At 54.6% G+C, this 16,023-nt stretch carries 18 protein-coding genes; 8 read left to right on the top strand and 10 right to left on the bottom strand.

The window, feature by feature from the left end; translation table 11 throughout:
- A partial coding sequence (locus tag KKD83_05490) for a phosphoenolpyruvate carboxykinase (GTP) (protein MBU2535603.1) occupies positions 1–1,359 on the top strand: 1,359 nt, incomplete at its 5' end.
- A gap of 56 nt (positions 1,360–1,415) precedes the next feature.
- Here KKD83_05490 and KKD83_05485 read toward each other — a convergent pair.
- The 6 genes from KKD83_05485 to KKD83_05460 form a co-directional block, all read right to left on the bottom strand.
- Positions 1,416–1,790 (bottom strand): C-GCAxxG-C-C family protein, encoded by a 375-nt coding sequence (locus tag KKD83_05485; protein ID MBU2535602.1) that lies wholly within the window; start codon positions 1,788–1,790, stop codon positions 1,416–1,418.
- A gap of 48 nt (positions 1,791–1,838) precedes the next feature.
- Positions 1,839–2,051: a hypothetical protein gene (locus KKD83_05480; protein MBU2535601.1), complete on the bottom strand. Its 213-nt coding sequence runs from the start codon at positions 2,049–2,051 to the stop codon at positions 1,839–1,841.
- Between the two features lie 52 nt (positions 2,052–2,103).
- A complete protein-coding gene (locus KKD83_05475) occupies positions 2,104–2,328 on the bottom strand; it encodes an SDR family oxidoreductase (GenBank protein MBU2535600.1) in 225 nt (74 codons plus the stop codon).
- A gap of 161 nt (positions 2,329–2,489) precedes the next feature.
- The gene (locus KKD83_05470) at positions 2,490–3,251 is read right to left on the bottom strand and encodes a glucose 1-dehydrogenase (GenBank protein MBU2535599.1); all 762 of its coding nucleotides are present in this window, start codon (positions 3,249–3,251) and stop codon (positions 2,490–2,492) included.
- Between the two features lie 30 nt (positions 3,252–3,281).
- Positions 3,282–4,328, bottom strand: a complete 1,047-nt coding sequence (locus KKD83_05465) for a dehydrogenase (GenBank protein ID MBU2535598.1) — start codon at positions 4,326–4,328, stop codon at positions 3,282–3,284.
- Positions 4,329–4,385: 57 nt separating this feature from the next.
- Positions 4,386–5,207: a hypothetical protein gene (locus tag KKD83_05460; GenBank protein MBU2535597.1), complete on the bottom strand. Its 822-nt coding sequence runs from the start codon at positions 5,205–5,207 to the stop codon at positions 4,386–4,388.
- A 199-nt stretch (positions 5,208–5,406) separates the two neighbouring features.
- Here KKD83_05460 and KKD83_05455 point away from each other — a divergent pair, with 199 nt between their 5' ends.
- The 5 genes from KKD83_05455 to KKD83_05435 all read left to right on the top strand — a co-directional run bounded on the left by KKD83_05455 (position 5,407) and on the right by KKD83_05435 (position 11,044).
- Positions 5,407–6,627, top strand: a complete 1,221-nt coding sequence (locus tag KKD83_05455) for a competence/damage-inducible protein A (GenBank protein MBU2535596.1) — start codon at positions 5,407–5,409, stop codon at positions 6,625–6,627.
- A 73-nt stretch (positions 6,628–6,700) separates the two neighbouring features.
- Positions 6,701–7,732 carry an alcohol dehydrogenase catalytic domain-containing protein gene (locus KKD83_05450; protein MBU2535595.1) on the top strand — a complete coding sequence of 344 codons (1,032 nt, stop codon included), beginning with the start codon at positions 6,701–6,703 and terminating at the stop codon, positions 7,730–7,732.
- 15 nt (positions 7,733–7,747) lie between these two features.
- The gene (locus tag KKD83_05445) at positions 7,748–8,989 is read left to right on the top strand and encodes a four-carbon acid sugar kinase family protein (GenBank protein ID MBU2535594.1); all 1,242 of its coding nucleotides are present in this window, start codon (positions 7,748–7,750) and stop codon (positions 8,987–8,989) included.
- The gene (gene pdxA, locus KKD83_05440) at positions 8,986–10,002 is read left to right on the top strand and encodes a 4-hydroxythreonine-4-phosphate dehydrogenase PdxA (protein MBU2535593.1); all 1,017 of its coding nucleotides are present in this window, start codon (positions 8,986–8,988) and stop codon (positions 10,000–10,002) included. Before KKD83_05445 ends, pdxA begins: the two co-directional genes overlap by 4 nt.
- A gap of 34 nt (positions 10,003–10,036) precedes the next feature.
- On the top strand, positions 10,037–11,044 hold the full coding sequence (locus KKD83_05435) for a 4-hydroxythreonine-4-phosphate dehydrogenase PdxA (GenBank protein ID MBU2535592.1): 1,008 nt from the start codon (positions 10,037–10,039) through the stop codon (positions 11,042–11,044).
- A 24-nt stretch (positions 11,045–11,068) separates the two neighbouring features.
- On the opposite strand, the gene KKD83_05430 is transcribed toward KKD83_05435, so the two are convergent.
- The gene (locus KKD83_05430) at positions 11,069–11,446 is read right to left on the bottom strand and encodes a VOC family protein (protein ID MBU2535591.1); all 378 of its coding nucleotides are present in this window, start codon (positions 11,444–11,446) and stop codon (positions 11,069–11,071) included.
- 61 nt (positions 11,447–11,507) lie between these two features.
- On the opposite strand from KKD83_05430, the gene KKD83_05425 reads away from it, so the two are divergent.
- Together KKD83_05425 and KKD83_05420 are read left to right on the top strand one after the other, a co-directional pair.
- On the top strand, positions 11,508–11,906 hold the full coding sequence (locus KKD83_05425; GenBank protein ID MBU2535590.1) for a hypothetical protein: 399 nt from the start codon (positions 11,508–11,510) through the stop codon (positions 11,904–11,906).
- The gene (locus KKD83_05420; protein MBU2535589.1) at positions 11,881–12,711 is read left to right on the top strand and encodes an ABC transporter ATP-binding protein; all 831 of its coding nucleotides are present in this window, start codon (positions 11,881–11,883) and stop codon (positions 12,709–12,711) included. Before KKD83_05425 ends, KKD83_05420 begins: the two co-directional genes overlap by 26 nt.
- A 13-nt stretch (positions 12,712–12,724) precedes the next feature.
- On the opposite strand, the gene KKD83_05415 is transcribed toward KKD83_05420, so the two are convergent.
- The 3 genes from KKD83_05415 to KKD83_05405 form a co-directional block, all read right to left on the bottom strand.
- Complete coding sequence (locus tag KKD83_05415) at positions 12,725–14,017, bottom strand: AMP-binding protein (GenBank protein MBU2535588.1); 1,293 nt, start codon at positions 14,015–14,017, stop codon at positions 12,725–12,727.
- Positions 14,008–14,799, bottom strand: coding sequence for an ABC transporter ATP-binding protein (locus tag KKD83_05410; protein ID MBU2535587.1), 792 nt, complete (start codon positions 14,797–14,799; stop codon positions 14,008–14,010). Before KKD83_05410 ends, KKD83_05415 begins: the two co-directional genes overlap by 10 nt.
- A gap of 54 nt (positions 14,800–14,853) precedes the next feature.
- The coding region (locus KKD83_05405) for an ABC transporter substrate-binding protein (protein ID MBU2535586.1) at positions 14,854–16,023 on the bottom strand (1,170 nt) is incomplete at its 5' end.

The following is a 16,023-nucleotide window of genomic DNA, read 5'->3' as shown; positions in this document are numbered from 1 at the left end:
TCTTACGTAGCCATAAGCATGAGGATAATGACCATTCTGGGAAAACGTGTTCTGGACAAGATAGGGGATAGTGAAGATTTCGTTAAAGGGATACACTCGGTACGTGATTTTGACCCCAACAAAAGATACATCATGCATTTCCCGCAGGATAATCTGGTCTGGAGCATAGGTTCCGGTTATGGCGGGAACGCCTTGCTGGGGAAGAAATGCCTCTCCCTGAGAATCGCTTCCTGGCTGGGGCTGAATGAGGGCTGGCTTGCGGAGCATATGGTTATTATGGGTGTCGAAGACCCTGATGGTGAGATAACATATATTCTGGGCGCCTTTCCCTCTTATTGCGGAAAAACAAATCTGGCCATGCTTCAACCCACCCTGCCTGGCTACAAAATCTGGACGCTGGGCGATGATATCGCCTGGATAAACGTCGGTCCCGATGGTCGCTTCTATGCGGTGAATCCGGAAAAAGGGTATTTCGGTGTTGCTCCGGGAACTTCGATGAAAACGAATCCCAATATGTTGAAAACATTGAAAAATAACAAATTCTATCCCACCCTGTTTACCAATACCGGATTGAATGTTGACACCAACGAGCCCTGGTGGGAAGGTCTGGACAGCGCCGTTCCGAGAAATGTGCTGGACTGGCAGGGAAATCCATGGGACGCATCTTCAGACAAGAAAGTTGCTCACCCCAACGCGAGGTTCACCACCTCAATATATAACACACCAAGGCTTTCTCCTGAATTCGACAACCCGAAGGGAGTCCCGATTTCGGCCATAATAATCGGTGGCCGAAGGACAAGGACGATACCTTTGATAGTGGAATCTTTCGACTGGGTTCACGGCGTATTCATGGGAACCAGGAACGGGTCCGAGACAACGGCGGCGGCGGCACAGCAGGTGGGCGTCTTGAGAAGAGACCCGATGGCGATGCTTCCTTTCTGTGGCTATAACATGGGCGATTATTTTCAACATTGGATTGATACCGGGAAGAGAGCAGCGCAGGCACCAAAGATTTATTCGGCGAACTGGTTCCGGGTTGACGAAGGTGGCAATTTCATCTGGCCGGGGTTTGGCGAGAATATACGCGTGCTGAAATGGATTATTGACCGGGTGAAAGGTCGTGTCTCAGCCAAAGAAACGCCTCTGGGCCTGATACCAAATTATGATGACTTTACCCTTGAGGGCCTGGATTTTCCACGGGATAGTTTCGAAAAACTATTTGACATAAATAAAGACGAATGGGCACAGGAAACCGCCGGGATTGAGGAATTCTTCAATAAGTTCGGCGCCAGAATGCCGCAGGCGATATGGGAGCAATACCGGGCACTGAAACGCCGACTGGATGCGTATTCCGGTTGATTTTATGCCTTTACGGGTCAGTATATCTTCAGCAGTTATAGACAATACGGCGCCCCTTACTCCTGTTCCATGCTTTCGATAATGATTTCTGCGGCCAGCCTGGCACCGATGCCTGTGGGCAGCGTACACTTTTCATAACCTTTGGCGTCTATAAAAGCCTGCCTGTTTTCTTGGCTGGCCCGGGGGTCCATAAACCGGCCGAATACCACGTCCTCTTGTATTTCCGAACATTGCAGTGAGCCAAGCACTTCTTCAAAGCGGGGCAGGAACTTGCGGGCGGCATCCATAGTGGCGCTGATTTTGTCGTAGTTAGTCATGTCCGGGCTGCCAAAGTACAGACCGAGGGTAATCAGACCTCCGGACACGGCACCGCAGATTCTGCCGGTACTACCAAAGCCGGGAAACGGGGACAGCGCTTGAATAATTTCCATACTCCCCAGACCGAACTCCTCCATCACGGGAAGAGCCGCGCCCTTGGCTCAGTTGTGGCAGAGGAATTCGCATTCCTCACCCTTTCGCTGAACGCGTTCCAGGACCTCCTCTTTATTGGCGATTATCTCCTTGTGGAGTAAAGTCTTTCTGGGAATACCTTCCTCATCGAGCTTCTTAAACCAGGCCCTGATGGGCTCAACATCCCAGGCTTTCCCGACCAGCTCCTGAACTTTTTTCTTTAATGCTTCATAATCAGCCATACATAACACCTCCTTAAATCCGGACGGTTTGAAGTTATACATCACCTGGTATCTACCATATAGTGGAGCCACCCTCGACGAGCAATGTCTGACCGGTGACAAAATTGGAGGCCTCCGAGGCGAGAAAGACAGCCGCACCCATGTAGTCCGAAGTGTCGCCCATCCGGCCCATGGGGATGGACTGTATCGTCTGCTGCAATTTATCCGGGTTTTCCTCGTAGTATTTTTTATTTAAGGGAGTGATGGTCGGGCCAGGTCCGATAGCATTGACATTGATATTATATTTGGCTCACTCCACGGCCAGGCATCTTGTCAGGTGGGAGAGGCCGAAATTCCCGGTCAACCCTCAGGTGCTTGATTAGTCGTTATATGAAATGAAGAGGGGGAGTATTTCTTCACTCCCCCCTTTTTGTTTTTAATCTCTGAAGTTAAATCCAATTAGACAATGGTCATGCCGCCGTCAACCAGCAGCGTTTGACCGGTAACGTAGTCGGATGCGTCCGAGGCCAGAAACACGGCTGTGCCGGCATAGTCCACGGGGTAAGCCTCCCGGCCTATCGGTATCGTGTTTATGATTCTTTTCAGTTCATCCGGATTTTCTCCGAAGTACTTCTCGTTTATCGGCGTAATGGTCAGACCGGGGCCAATGGCGTTTACGTTGATATTGTACTTGCTCCACTCGAGGGCAAGGGCGCGGGTCAGTTGGGAAACGCCGGCTTTGCCTGTGGCATAGACCCCCCGCCCTGGCTGTACTATCTGCGACAGGATGGAAGAGAGATTGATGATTTTGCCCTTTTTCCGCTTTATCATCTCCCTGCCCACGAGCTGACAGCAGAGGAAGAGGCCCCTGAGGTTGGTATTGAGTATGGTGTCCCACTCGTTTTCCTCAAAGTCCTCCAGCGGCTTCCGTATCATCACGGCGGCGTTGTTGACCAGGATATCGATTTTCCCGAACTGGTTCATCACTTTTTCCACCATGGCGGCAATGGAGGCCTTCTGGCTCACATCGGTGGGGATGGCCACAATATTGAACCCGTCTTTTTGCAGTGATTCCGCTGCTTTCTGTCCCTCGGCGGCACGTCGGTTGGCGATAACCACGGTCGCGCCGGCGCCAGCGAGGCCCCGGGAGATGGCAAGGCCGATTCCCTGGTTGCCACCGGTAACGATGGCGACTCTTCCTGAGAGGTCAAACATACTCATTTTCTGCCTCCTTGCTCAAGGTAACTCGCTTTATTTCATTTCCTGGTGGAATTTTTTCAGTTTATTTTGAAACTCAGGCCTGTCCCAGACTTCCGGATTGACCAGTTTCTCTGGCTTTTCACCATCAATCATCTGGCGTATCTGTTTGGCAATCAGTTCCCACATCGTGATATAAAACTCGTCGGTCATGGCGATGGAATGCGGGGTCAGGATAGCGTTTTCCAGCTTGAACAGAGGATTGTCCGCCGGGGCGGGCTCCTGCTCGTAGACGTCTATGCCGGCACCCTGAATCCAGTTTTCCTTCAGTGCCTTTATCAGTGCTGCCTCGTCGATGACCGGACCGCGTGAAGTGTTGATGATGTAGGCGGTCGGTTTCATCTTCTTTAACTCCTTTTCACCGATTAGATGACGGGTCTTCTCGCTCAGTGGACAACTTACGTTCACGAAGTCGGACTGGGACAGCACGGTATCCATGTCGACAAGCTGCACATCGACGTCTTTGACGGCATCCTGGGTGATGTAGGGGTCGTAGGCGATGTGTTTCATGCCGAAAGGCTTGGCGAGCCGGAACAAGTCATGGCCGATGTTGCCGATGCCTATCGAGCCCAGCGTCTTTCCCGCCAGTCCGATACCGGGGTACTTTTTCCTTCCGTCATCCCAGCGCCCTTCTCGGGTTACTATATCCTTGATTCGGAGGCGTGTTGCCAGGGCAAGCATCATTGCCATGATACCGGTGGCCACCGGCCGGCGTACTGCCGCCGGAACGATGAAAAGGGCGACTCCAGCGTCGGTGCAGGCAGGCACATCCACCATATCGTAACCGACGCCGCCGCGGTGGATGGAAAGAAGCTGTTCGCATGCGGACAGCGTAGGCCTGGTCCAGTAGGGAGCGAAGGAAATCACCATATCGAACCCCCTGGCCTGCTCCGGGGTAACCTCTGTCAGGTACTCCTGAAACTTATCCCACTCCACGTCCGGCATCTTGTCCAGCACTGACGGCCCGGGTCCGGGGCTAACCGACTTCCCTTCTGCGTCAAAAAGGTCGCGGGTGACGGCCACTCTCACTTTTCTGCCCATGTTAGAATTCCTCCTGCTCTGGTTGTTTTACTACAGTGTAATTTTGCATTGAAACCTTTAGCCTATAAGCTCGCGCGCTTTTTCAATCGCTGGGCGCACCGTTTCAACATTGCCGTCAAGGACAGAACCGACGAGAAGCAGGTTATAGCCTGCCTTCGCCCATCTGGCCAGAGTCTCAGGAGTGAAGCCGCCGATGCCGGCCACCTTGCCTGCTTTCCGGCAGATTTGAAGTATCTGCTTCAGCCTCTCTTCAACGGCGGGTGCGGTTACCACTTCTGCTGCCACGGCTTTCGGGTCCATGCCTCCCATGTCAATCGCCAGGTCAAAAGGCCCGACGATGGTGCCGTTGACGCCTTCCAGGCTTAAAATATGGTGCAAATTGTGGATGTTTTCCAGGCTCTCCGTCTGGGGAAACAGCATCGTGTTGTTGTTGATATAATCCATGAGAGAGCGGAAGGGTACCCTGGTCAGGTCCTGGGAATCAACCTGATACGGGCTCAGCCCGATGCCGGTCCCCCGGTGCCCAATGGGTGGAAAGTAGGACATATCAACGGCGTGGGCTGCCTCCTCCATGGTGTTGACCAGAGGGAGCATCAGACCGTTCACGCCGGCATCCAGATAGCACCTGAAGAAGGCGGCCTTATCCTCGGTCCGCATTAACAGCGGCATATCCATCTCGTGGCAGACACGGATATATTCCCAGACGGTCTCTTTGTTGACAAGGCTGTGTTCCGTCTCCAGCATCACAAATCCGTCGCCCAGGTCTTTGAGCGCCTTGACCGTTTTCTCCGGGTTACCTCCCGGCCCGACGAGCTGTCCGAAGACGTTCTCGCCGGCTTCCAGTTTCTTCTTCATGTTATAGGTTGCGTTCAGTCCCAAAGATAAAGTCCTCCTTTAAAAAACTCGGGTAATTGTCTGACAAATCACCATCAGCAAGGTTACCAAAACTGCCTGCCCCGTGTCAAAGACGACCGATGAAGAGGAGGCTATTTCAATCAGCCGGATTTATTTGCCGTTCCGGGGTATTGCTGGTATAATTGGGTGCAATCTTTGGGGAAAAAATAAAGCGGGAAATTCGATGAAAGCGGAAATCATTTCCATCGGCACCGAACTGCTCCTCGGCGAAATCGTTGATACCAATACCCCGTATTTAGCCAACCAGTTATCCGTGCTTGGCATTGACTTATATTTCACTTCGGCCGTTGGCGATAATATGGCCCGGCTGCAGGGCGTTCTCAAGCAGGCATGGGGCAGGGCGGATATCATTATCACCACCGGCGGCCTCGGGCCAACACAGGATGACCTCACGCGGGACGCCATAGCCGCGCTCCTGGGCGAGAAGATGGAAGTGGACCCGAAGATAAAGCAGGAACTGATTAATTTCTTTGCCCGGCGGGGGATAGAGATGCCGCAGAGTAATATCAAACAGGCAACGCTTATTTCTTCGGCCACGGCGCTGGTCAACCCGCAGGGCACCGCCCCGGGCTGGTGGGTGGAAAAAGAGGGCAGGATAATCGTGGCCATGCCCGGCCCTCCGGGAGAAATGCACTACATGTGGGAAAATCAGGTTCTGTCCAGATTGCAGGAGAAAACGGGCTCGGTCATCCTGACGCGGATGATTAAAACGTTTGGCACGTCTGAAGCCAAAGTTGACGAGATGCTGGCCGACCTGACGCCGTCGCCGAATCCGACGCTGGCGACCTACGCCAAGCTCGACGGTATCTATATCCGCATCGCGGCGAAGGCAGAAAAGGAAAAAGAAGCGCGCGACATGGTTGATAGGCGTGAGGCCGATGTCAGGTCGATTCTGGGTGACATCATCTGGGGGGTGGACGACGATACGCAGGAAACTGTGGTGGGCAAACTGCTTCTCGATAAGGGTCTATCACTGGCCGTCGCCGAGTCGTTCACCGGTGGTTTTCTAGCCCATACGCTGGGCACAGCGGCCGGCAATGAGCGCTATTTCAAGGGAGGGTTAGTTGCCGCGTCCAACGAAGTTAAAGTGGCGATGGGTTTAGACCCGAAGTTGGCTGACGGTGAGGACAAGGCCGAGATGGCCAAAGCAATGGCGGTCCTGGCGCGCCAGAAACTGGATGCCACGGTCGGCATAGGTATTGAGGGTGAAAGCGGCGTTGAGCCGGAAAGCGGCATGGTGCCCGGTACGGTATTTATCGCCATTGACAGCGAGAAAGCTGACCTGCATACGGTCCAGAACTATTCCGGTCGACTTTACCAGATGAAGCGGAGAGCCGCCTACTACGCGCTCTTCGACCTGATGAAGTTACTGGGAGCACGATAGTCTCCCGCTTACCTGCGTTACACTATATATCATATAGTCAAAATATCGCCTGAAAGGAGGCAAACTCAGTACTATGAAAGCAGTTGTTAAAACGGAAGCAGCTCCCGGAGCCAAGTTAATGGACGTTGACGTGCCGGAGCCGGGACCGCGGGATGTCCTAATTAAAGTAAAAGCCGCGGCTATCTGTGGCACGGACATCCATATTATGGAGTGGACTCCCTTCGCCCAGGCCAGAATCAAACCGCCGATGATTTTCGGTCATGAGTGCAGTGGCGAGGTGGTGAAAGTCGGCGGTCAGGTAACTGATTTCGCGGTGGGCGACCTGGTGGCGGTGGAGACCCATATTCCGGACGAGACCTGCTTTATGTGCAAGACCGGGCTCCAGCATATCTGCGAGAAGATGGCCATCATTGGCGTGCATGTAGACGGTGTCTTTGCTGATTACGCCAAAATCCCGGCTGTCTGCTGCTGGAAGCTCCCCAAGGGCACCAATCCTGACCTGGGGGCCATTCTGGAGCCGTGGGGGGTGGCCGTTAACGGCATCCTCAAAGGGGAGGTCAATAACCGCAGCGTGGCCGTATTCGGCTGCGGGCCCATCGGGCTTATGGGGCTCGGCTCCATCCATGCCTGGGGCGCCAGCAAGATATTTGCCGTTGAGCCATCGGAAACGAGATTGAAGATGGTTCCCCAGTTTGCCCCTGATGCCGTCCTGCTCAATCCGGCCAAGGAGGATGCGGTCAAGGCCATCCTCGATGCCACCGGTGGGCGGGGAGTTGACGTCTCCATCGATATCAGCGGCAATCCCAGGGGAATTCAGGGGGCATTCGGAGTAGTACGGCGAGCCGGAAGAGTCACCCTGGTAGGCCTGCCCTCGGAACCGGTGACACTTGACCTCACCGCCAATATCATCTACAAAGAGGCCAGGGTCTTCGGCAGCACCGGACGCATGATGTGGGATACCTGGTACGAGATGCAGAACCTGATGGATTCGGGGAAATTTGACCCGATGCCGGTCATCACCGACCGCATGCCGCTGGCTGACTTTGCCAAAGGAATTGAAATGGCCGCGGGTGGTAAAGTGGGCAAGGTTATACTTTATCCCTAACTGGAGATGATTTCAGTGGCGGCACAGAAGCTGGGTATCGTGGCGGACGACCTGACCGGTGCCATGGACAGCAGCGGCTATTTTGCCAGTCTGGGATTTGGCACGGTGGTGGTTCTGGACCCCGGTTTTTCAAACGACGCTGCGGTACTGGTCATTACCACCAACAGCCGCGCCGAAGCCCCGGAGATTGCCCGCGAGCGGGTGCGGCAGGCGATGCGGAGTATGGCCGGGAGAGCAGTATACAAGAAAATAGACTCTACCCTCAGGGGGAACATCGGGGAAGAGTTGCAGGTAGCGGCTGCGGCCCTGGCCAGTGAGAAGGTGGTGGTGGCACCGGCTTTCCCCGCGGTGGGACGGACCACGGTGAATGGTGTCCTGCTGGTGAACGGGGTGCCGGTGGCGGAAACCCAGTTCGCCAACGACCCGATATCTCCGGTAAAAGAATCGAGCATCCCTCGCCTGTTGGAACAATCAATGCGACAGCAGGTTGGCTGTGTTTCTATTGACGAGATTGAAGCCGGCCCAGAAGCGCTCAAACAGACCATCAGCAATAAATCGGAAAATGTCGTGGTCTGTGACGTGATGGAGCCGTCCCATCTCAGCTATATCGCTCAGGCAGCTGCGCTTGCGGGAGGACGGTGGCTGCTCTGCGGTTCCGGCGGACTGGCGCGGGAACTGCACCTGCTTCTCACTGAAGTGCCCAAGTTGGATGAGATGCAATTAAAAGAACAAAAAACCGGGCCGGCGCTGGTGGTGGTGGGTACGCGCAATCAGGTGGCCGCCAGCCAGTTGCTCAAAGCACGTGATGAGTTGGGCATTCCGGTACTGAACCTGGAAGTGGAAAAGCTAAATATAGAAGAGGTTCTCTCCGGCAGATCTGAAAGCATATTACAGGAAGCCGATAAACTGATAGGTGAGGGGAAGGGACTGGCCATCTCATCAACCTTTTCCCAGTATGTGCCGGCCCTGAAACAATCGATGGCCAGGATTATGGCGGAGATTGTGGCTGGCATTCTGGCGTCCCATAGATTCGCTGGCCTGTTCCTCTCCGGAGGCGATATCGCAGTGGAGGCCTGCCGTCGCTTACAGGTATCGGCCATTCAGGTCCATGGCGAGGTTGAGGCTGGTGTACCGGCAGGAGAGTTGCTTGGCGGGCAATATCAGGGGATGCGGGTGGTTACCAAGGCGGGAGGCTTTGGTACGGAAGAGGCGGTGGTGAAGTCAATAGCTTATTTGGAACGAGGTAAAATGCCATGAGCGAAGAAGATAAAGCGTTATTGGTCATCACGATGGGCGATGCGGCCGGCTCCGGGCCCGAGATTATCACCAAGGCGCTGGCCGAGCCGGAGGTGAGGAAGCTGTGCCGGCCGGTGGTAATCGGGGACGCCGAGGCTATGAAAGAGGCATTCACCTTCACTAAAGCTCCTGGCGAGGTGAAGGCCATTGATAAACCGGCTGAGGCCAGATTTCAGGATGGCATTGTCGAGGTAATTGACCTGCACAATATCGACCTCGATAAGCTGACCAGAGGGCGGGTCGACCCGATGGCGGGAAAGGCGGCCTATGAGTATATCAAGCTTGGAACGGAAATAACCCTGGCCGGGGAATCGGATGCCATTGTGACCTCGGCGATAAACAAAGAAGCCCTTAACAAGGCCGGGTATCACTATGATGGGCATACCCAGTTGCTGGCCGAGCTTTGCAGCGTCAGCGATGTCGCCATGATGTTGGTCACGGGCAATCTGCGCGTCAGCCATGTGTCAACCCACGTTTCACTGAAGCAGGCGATAGAGCGAGTGCGACCGCCGCGTATACTCACCGTGCTTAAGCTTACCAGTGAGGCGGTGAAGCAGATGGGCATTGCCGAGCCGAGGATTGCCGTTTCCGGGCTGAACCCTCATTCCGGCGAGGGTGGTCTCTTCGGGGATGAAGAGATGAAGTACATTGCACCGGCCATTGAGGAGGCAAAACGTCAGGGAATGAACGTCATCGGACCGCTGCCGCCCGATTCGGCGTTCCTGCGCGCCCACGAAGGGCAGTTTGATGCCGCCATTGCCATGTACCACGACCAGGGGCATATTGCGGTGAAGATGCTCGGCATCACCTTCGGGGTCAACGTTACTCTTGGGTTGCCCATTATCAGGACATCGGTGGACCACGGCACCAACTTCGGCAAGGCGGGAAAAGGCACCGCCGACCCGACCAGCCTCATCGAGGCCATCAAGCTGGCCAGCGTTATGGTACAGAACCGTAAGCGTCTTGCCAAATAAAAATGGTTTATCTTAATAGGAAAGAGGGTAATAAATGATGGACAAGAATAAGCCCCTGATTGCCGTCACACTGGGCGACATTACCGGAATCGGGCCGGAGATACTGGTCAAGGTTATCACTGAAGGGCCACCGGAAAACTGCCGCCTGCTGGCGGTAGGAGACGCGCAGGTTTTGCGCGCCAGCTTCGATGCGCTGGGGGCGAAATTCGACCTGCCCGTTTTCCGTAACATCGAAGAGGCGGCGGCGAGCGATGCTCCCGTTATGGCACTGGATCTGGCCCAGGGGGGCGGCGAGTTGCTGGCGCTGGCAAGACCTCATCCCGAGGCCGGGAGGATGGCTGCCGAAGCTTTGATTCAGTCGGCCAGGTGGGCAAAGGAAGGTAAGGTGGATGGGGTGGTATTTGGCCCTCTGGTCAAGGAAACCCTCAATCTGGGCGGCAAGAAGTATAATGACGAGACGGAAATGATGCATGAAAAGCTGGAGGCGCCTCTGATTAAATCGGTGGCCAAAATCGGCAATATCTTTCGCATCACCATTGCCGAACATGTGCCGTTGCAGCGAATTCCGGAATTCATCACCAGGGAAAACGTCCTCGATGCAATAGAGATTATGCAGGAAGTCCTGACAATGTACGGGGTAAAATCGCCGCGCATCGCCGTGGCAGCGCTGAATCCGCATGCTGGAGAGGGTGGTCTGGTGGGCAGGGAGGAAATCGACCACATTGCCCCGGCCATTGAAGAGGCCAAGGTAAAGGGCCTCGATGTCTACGGCCCGATTCCCGCCGATACCGTTTATGTACGTGCTTTCAAAGGGCAATACGATGGCGTGGTCAACATGTACCATGACCAGGCGAATATCGCTCTGAAAATGGCCGGTTTCGGCGAGATTGTGATAATTTTTGCGCGTTCGCCGGTCATCATCACCACGCCCAGCCACGGTCCGGCTTACGGAAAGGCGGGGAAGGGTACCGCCGACCCCGGTAACCTGAGGGCGGCGGTAGAAGTGGCCGCATCGCTCGCCCAGCGAAAGCTAAGGCAATAAACGGGTTACGTGATAATTTTAGCCCTAACTTTTTTCAATAATCTCGTAAAGCGCACCGTCCGGGCATTTTATAAAGGCGGCTTTGATTCCCGGCCCGGGCTGAAATGGCTCGGTGACGATTTCGACGCTGTTGGCCTTCATTTTGGCGATGAATTCATCCATATTGTCCACCTCAAGGCCGATATGATGTAACCCGTACCTCAAGCCGGTCCAGTCTTTATCCGCGCCGGTGCCGCTGGAAATCCTGATCGGTATGCCGCCAAGGTCTACGTCAACCAGTCGCCGGCCGGCACTCTCAATCTCTTTGATAACGCTGGCGCCCATCACCTTGGTATAGAATTCGATAATTTTGTCGGGTTCGGGGGTGGTGATGTGGGTGTGTTCATGCTTGTATGTTACCATGTCTATGCCTCCTTTCTATTTGCCCGTATTGTATGCATGCACTGGAAGTATGTCAAGTGCTATGGAAATGACCGTCAAACAGGAGACGTTTGAAATTCGAGGCTGGATAATAGTAATATTAATAGCAGTATTCAGGTGGAAAAACGATTTATCTATGGCAGACTGGCAGGTAACGGCAACAACAATCTACTGCGATGATGTTGACGACGAGGTAACCGTCATCGTCCAGAGGGACGGCGCGGTGCGGTGTGTGGGATTTGGCAAATACAGTGAACCGGGCAAGGGTACTGCCGGCTTGATAAAGGGGAAAAGAAAACGACTTAAAGGGCAGTTGAAATGTACCGGGCCCGAGTGCAACCGCATTACCGATTACCGTGACCGGCTGTTTGCCGAAGAGGCGAATCGAGCGGACCCGGCGGGTTCTTCACAGGAAAATGGTCCAGAAAAGCAACGAAAATAACGTCAAGATACGAGTCGATAACCTCTCCCTTACCTTTGGCGGTGTCAAAGCTCTGATAGACGTGAGCCTTGATATACGGGAGAATGAAATCCTGGCCATTATCGGGCCCAACGGTGCCGGCAAGACCTGTCTTTTGAACTGCATCAATGGCTTCTACAAACCGCAAAAAGGGGAGATATACTTCGGAGAGCGACGAATCACCCGCATCCGACCGGACCGGGCGGCCAGGCTGGGTCTGGCGCGCACATTTCAAAATATCGAGCTTTATACCGGCCTGAACACCCTGGACAATATTATGGCGGCGCGACACGTCCTGATGAAACAGAACTTCCTCAGCAGCGCCCTGTATTTCGGGCCGGCGCATGGTGAAGAGGTAAAGCACCGCCAGACCGTGGAGGATATCATCGACTTTCTGGAAATCGAACCCATCCGGAAAAAAGTTGTGGGCATGTTGCCTTACGGTATGCGCAAACGTGTGGAACTGGGGCGGGCGCTGGCTATAGAACCGAGAGTGCTGCTGCTTGATGAGCCGATGGCCGGGATGAATCTGGAGGAGAAGGAGGATATCGCCCGGTTCATCATTGACATCTTCGAAGGCCAGGGAGAGACGTATCCCGATTCACCTGTCCTCCGCGATGGCGTGAACTGCATTGTCCTCGTGGAGCACGACATGGGAGTAGTGATGGACCTGGCGGACAGAATCGTGGTGCTTGATTTCGGACGGAAGATCGCCGAGGGTACCCCTGATGAGGTCAGAACCAATCCTGAAGTTATCGCGGCTTACCTCGGCGGGGAAAAAGGCTGAGAAGCGAGACGGCTCACTCCCAGTTTCGTTCATCAACGATTTTCGGCTGTTCTTCGGATATCGTTCCCTGTGGAACGAAGTCAATTCTATCCGGTTTGATGCGGCAGATATTCTGGAGCTTCTGACTTAATTCACCGGATAGCTTCTGTTTTTCCTCGCTGCTCAGCTCGTGCTTGAGCTCAACTTTTAGGTTCATCTCATCGCGCTGCTCTTGGCGGGTCACCACGATTTGGAATCGGGCCACTGGCTCGAAGCCGAGGCAGACCTGCTCCACCTGTCGGGCGACCACGAACATACCCCTCACCTTCACGGCATCCCCGGCACGGCCGAGGATACCGGTCAAGCGATTGGTGGTGCGTCCGCAGGGGCATGGGTCAATGATATATGATGATAGGTCGCCGGTGCCAAAGCGGATGAGGCCCCAGTTTCTATTGTGCAGCGGCGTTACCGCGATTTCTCCGATTTCTCCCGGACCAAGCTGTCTCCCGGTTTCCGGGTCAACGATTTCGATGAAATATTCGTCCATGAGGTGCATCCCCGATTTCTCACTGCACTCGTAAGCGAGGGCACCTCCGGCCTCGGTGACCGCGTAAGCCTGATAGGTGTCTATTTTGTAGTCATCTTCAAACGTTTTCCGCAGCGACGGGGCAAGCGGCTCGCCGGTGAACCAGGCGCGTTTCAGGCAGAAGTCTTTATTAGCGTTATACCCCATTTCCTCCGCCCGCTGGAGGACGGTCATCAGAAAGCTTGGCGTGCCCACGAAACCGGTCGCTTTCAGGTGATGCATGGTCTGAACCTGAATGTCAGTGTTGCCGGTACCCGTAGGCACGGCGGTGGCACCGCAGTCGCGAATGGCTTCATGGAACAAAATGCCGGCCGGGGACAGGTGATAGGTGAAGGTATTCACCACTATATCGCCCTTTCTGAAGCCGGCGGCCCAGAAAGCCTTGGCGAACCACCGGATACCTTCATGCTGTATTGGCTCGTAGACGGGGCCGGGGGAAATAAAGACACGGTCGATGTCCTCCGGTGCGATAGTAGAGAAGCCGCCGTATGGTGGATGAGCTTTCTGGCGCTCGATGAGGTCGGTTTTTCTGGTGATGGGGAGTTTTTGTAAATCTTTTACCGTCCGTATGTCTTTTGGATTGACGCTAGCCTGGTCAAACAGCTCTTTCACGGCTGGAGCATGGCGATGGGCGTGCGCAACGGTCTGCGCGAGCTTTTCTTTGTGATACTTCTCTCGCGTCTCCGGCGACATTACCTCGAGGTCATCGAAAAATTCATCGGGTTTCTTTTTTACAGCCATCGCTTGCGCCTCTTGTAGTGTTTTACCTCGCGGTAGCTTTTCTTCGCCCCCATTGCAGAAAGTCCCATATAGAATTCCTTCACGTCCTCGTTATTTCTGAGGAAATCTGCCGAGCCGTCGAGGACGATGCGCCCGTTTTCCATGACATAGCCGTATTGGGCGATGCTGAGCGCAATCCTCACGTTTTGCTCAACGAGCAGCACCGAGGTTTTCTGCTCCATGTTGAAGCGATTGATTATATCATAGATTTCCTCTACGAGGAGCGGTGCCAGGCCGAGCGACGGCTCGTCCAGCATCATCAGCTTGGGGGCAGCCATCATGGCGCGGCCGATGACCACCATCTGCTGCTCACCTCCGGAGAGGTAGCCGGCGGTGTTACGCCGGAGGTCCTTGAGCCGGGGAAAGTAATGATAGACCATCTCGAGGTCCTGTTTCACGGCGTGGCGGTCATGGCGCTGGTAGGCACCAACCGTCAGGTTTTCTTCCGCGGTCAGGTGGCCGAAGACACGGCGTCCCTCCAGCGCCTGGATGATGCCCAGTTTCCCTATCTCTTCGGCGCTTTTACGGTCGATTCTATCGTCGTTCCACTGGATGCTGCCGTCGGTCACCTCGCCCTCTTCAACGTGGAGAAGACCGGAGATTGCCTTGAGCGTGGTGCTTTTACCGGCGCCGTTGGCGCCAAGGAGGGTAACGATGGCGCCATCATCCACGCTCAAAGAAACGCCGTGCAGCACCCTTATAACATTGAGGTAGGTTACTTCAATGTTATTCAATTTGAGCATAAAAGCTTTTCCTTTAGGGGGCGCCGCTTTAGCGGCGCCCCTTGTTCACGCTAACTACTGACCGAACCACTCAAACTCTTCATATTTGACCACTGGCGCGTCAATCCAGTCAGTCACCGGGACTATGTTCCCGCCCTGTATCTGGAAGACTCTCACCGATTTGGCAAGCCGGTTATCGCCAGCACTGTAGATGACCGGGCCATGCAGTCCACCGACATCGTAGTTCAATTTCTGGATACCCTGGGTCTCAATTGCCTGCCAGGCTTCCTCGCCACCCTTGGCCAGAACGTCATAGCCGGCATTTTCCACTGTCACTCGCAGGATTTCGGCAATAATCAGGCTCTGCGCCCAGGAAGTGATGTAGTCCATGTTGCCGTAATCATTAGGGTGCAGGTTCTGGCAGTATTCCGTCATCTTGGCCATACCAGGGACATTATCGCCCCAGTTCACGGTGGGGAATACACCATACACGCCTTCCACAATGTCAGCCCCGGCGATGTCCACCAGTGCTTTGGTTATACCGGCGTGACCGAGACCGATGGTGACACCGGGATACAGGCCCAGCTCAACGGCGTTCTTGATAATCACCGCAGTCGGTGCCGGTGTGCTTGAGATGTAGATAACATCGGGGTTCTGCCCTTTGATTCGAGTCAGGGACCCAATCTCCGAGATAGTATCAGTGGTGTGTTCTTCCGGAGGCAGAATCTCGATGCCCAGGGCATCGGCAGCGGCTTTAGCGGCGTCCAGGGCCCCGTAGCCGGTGGTATTATTAAGCAGATGCATCGCCATCTTGGGTTCCCCCGGGCCCGTCCAGATATTTTCCATGTAGTATTTGGCGAAGGCGGACCAGTCGTCACCGTAATCGGGCATCTGGCCGTAGATGTGCTGTGGCGGGCGGTGCAGCACCGGGGCGTTGAACGAAACAATGCCGGGGAATCCCGCCCGGTTGGCGATTTCCATTGAGGCGGACATCATCTTGGAAGAGGCGGTGGCATACAGGACGCAACCTTCGTCCATAAATCGCTTTACATTGGTAACCACCTTGGAGGCGTCATAAGCATTGTCAAGCCATACTACCTCAATGAGATGGCCATCTATGCCGCCCAGCTCCTCGTTGACGTACTTGATGGCATCAAGGTTGGCGTGCCCCATGGGCGAACCCTTTTCTGCAGCCGGGCCAGTCGAAGGAGTGGTAATGCCGACTTTGATCGTTTTTTCTTCCGG

It is taken from the genome of Chloroflexota bacterium (genome assembly GCA_018829775.1).
Taxonomy (GTDB): Bacteria; Chloroflexota; Dehalococcoidia; order Dehalococcoidales; family RBG-16-60-22; genus E44-bin89.
The sequence above is the reverse complement of the archived record's forward strand: the minus strand, read 5'-3'. Positions and strand labels throughout refer to the sequence as shown.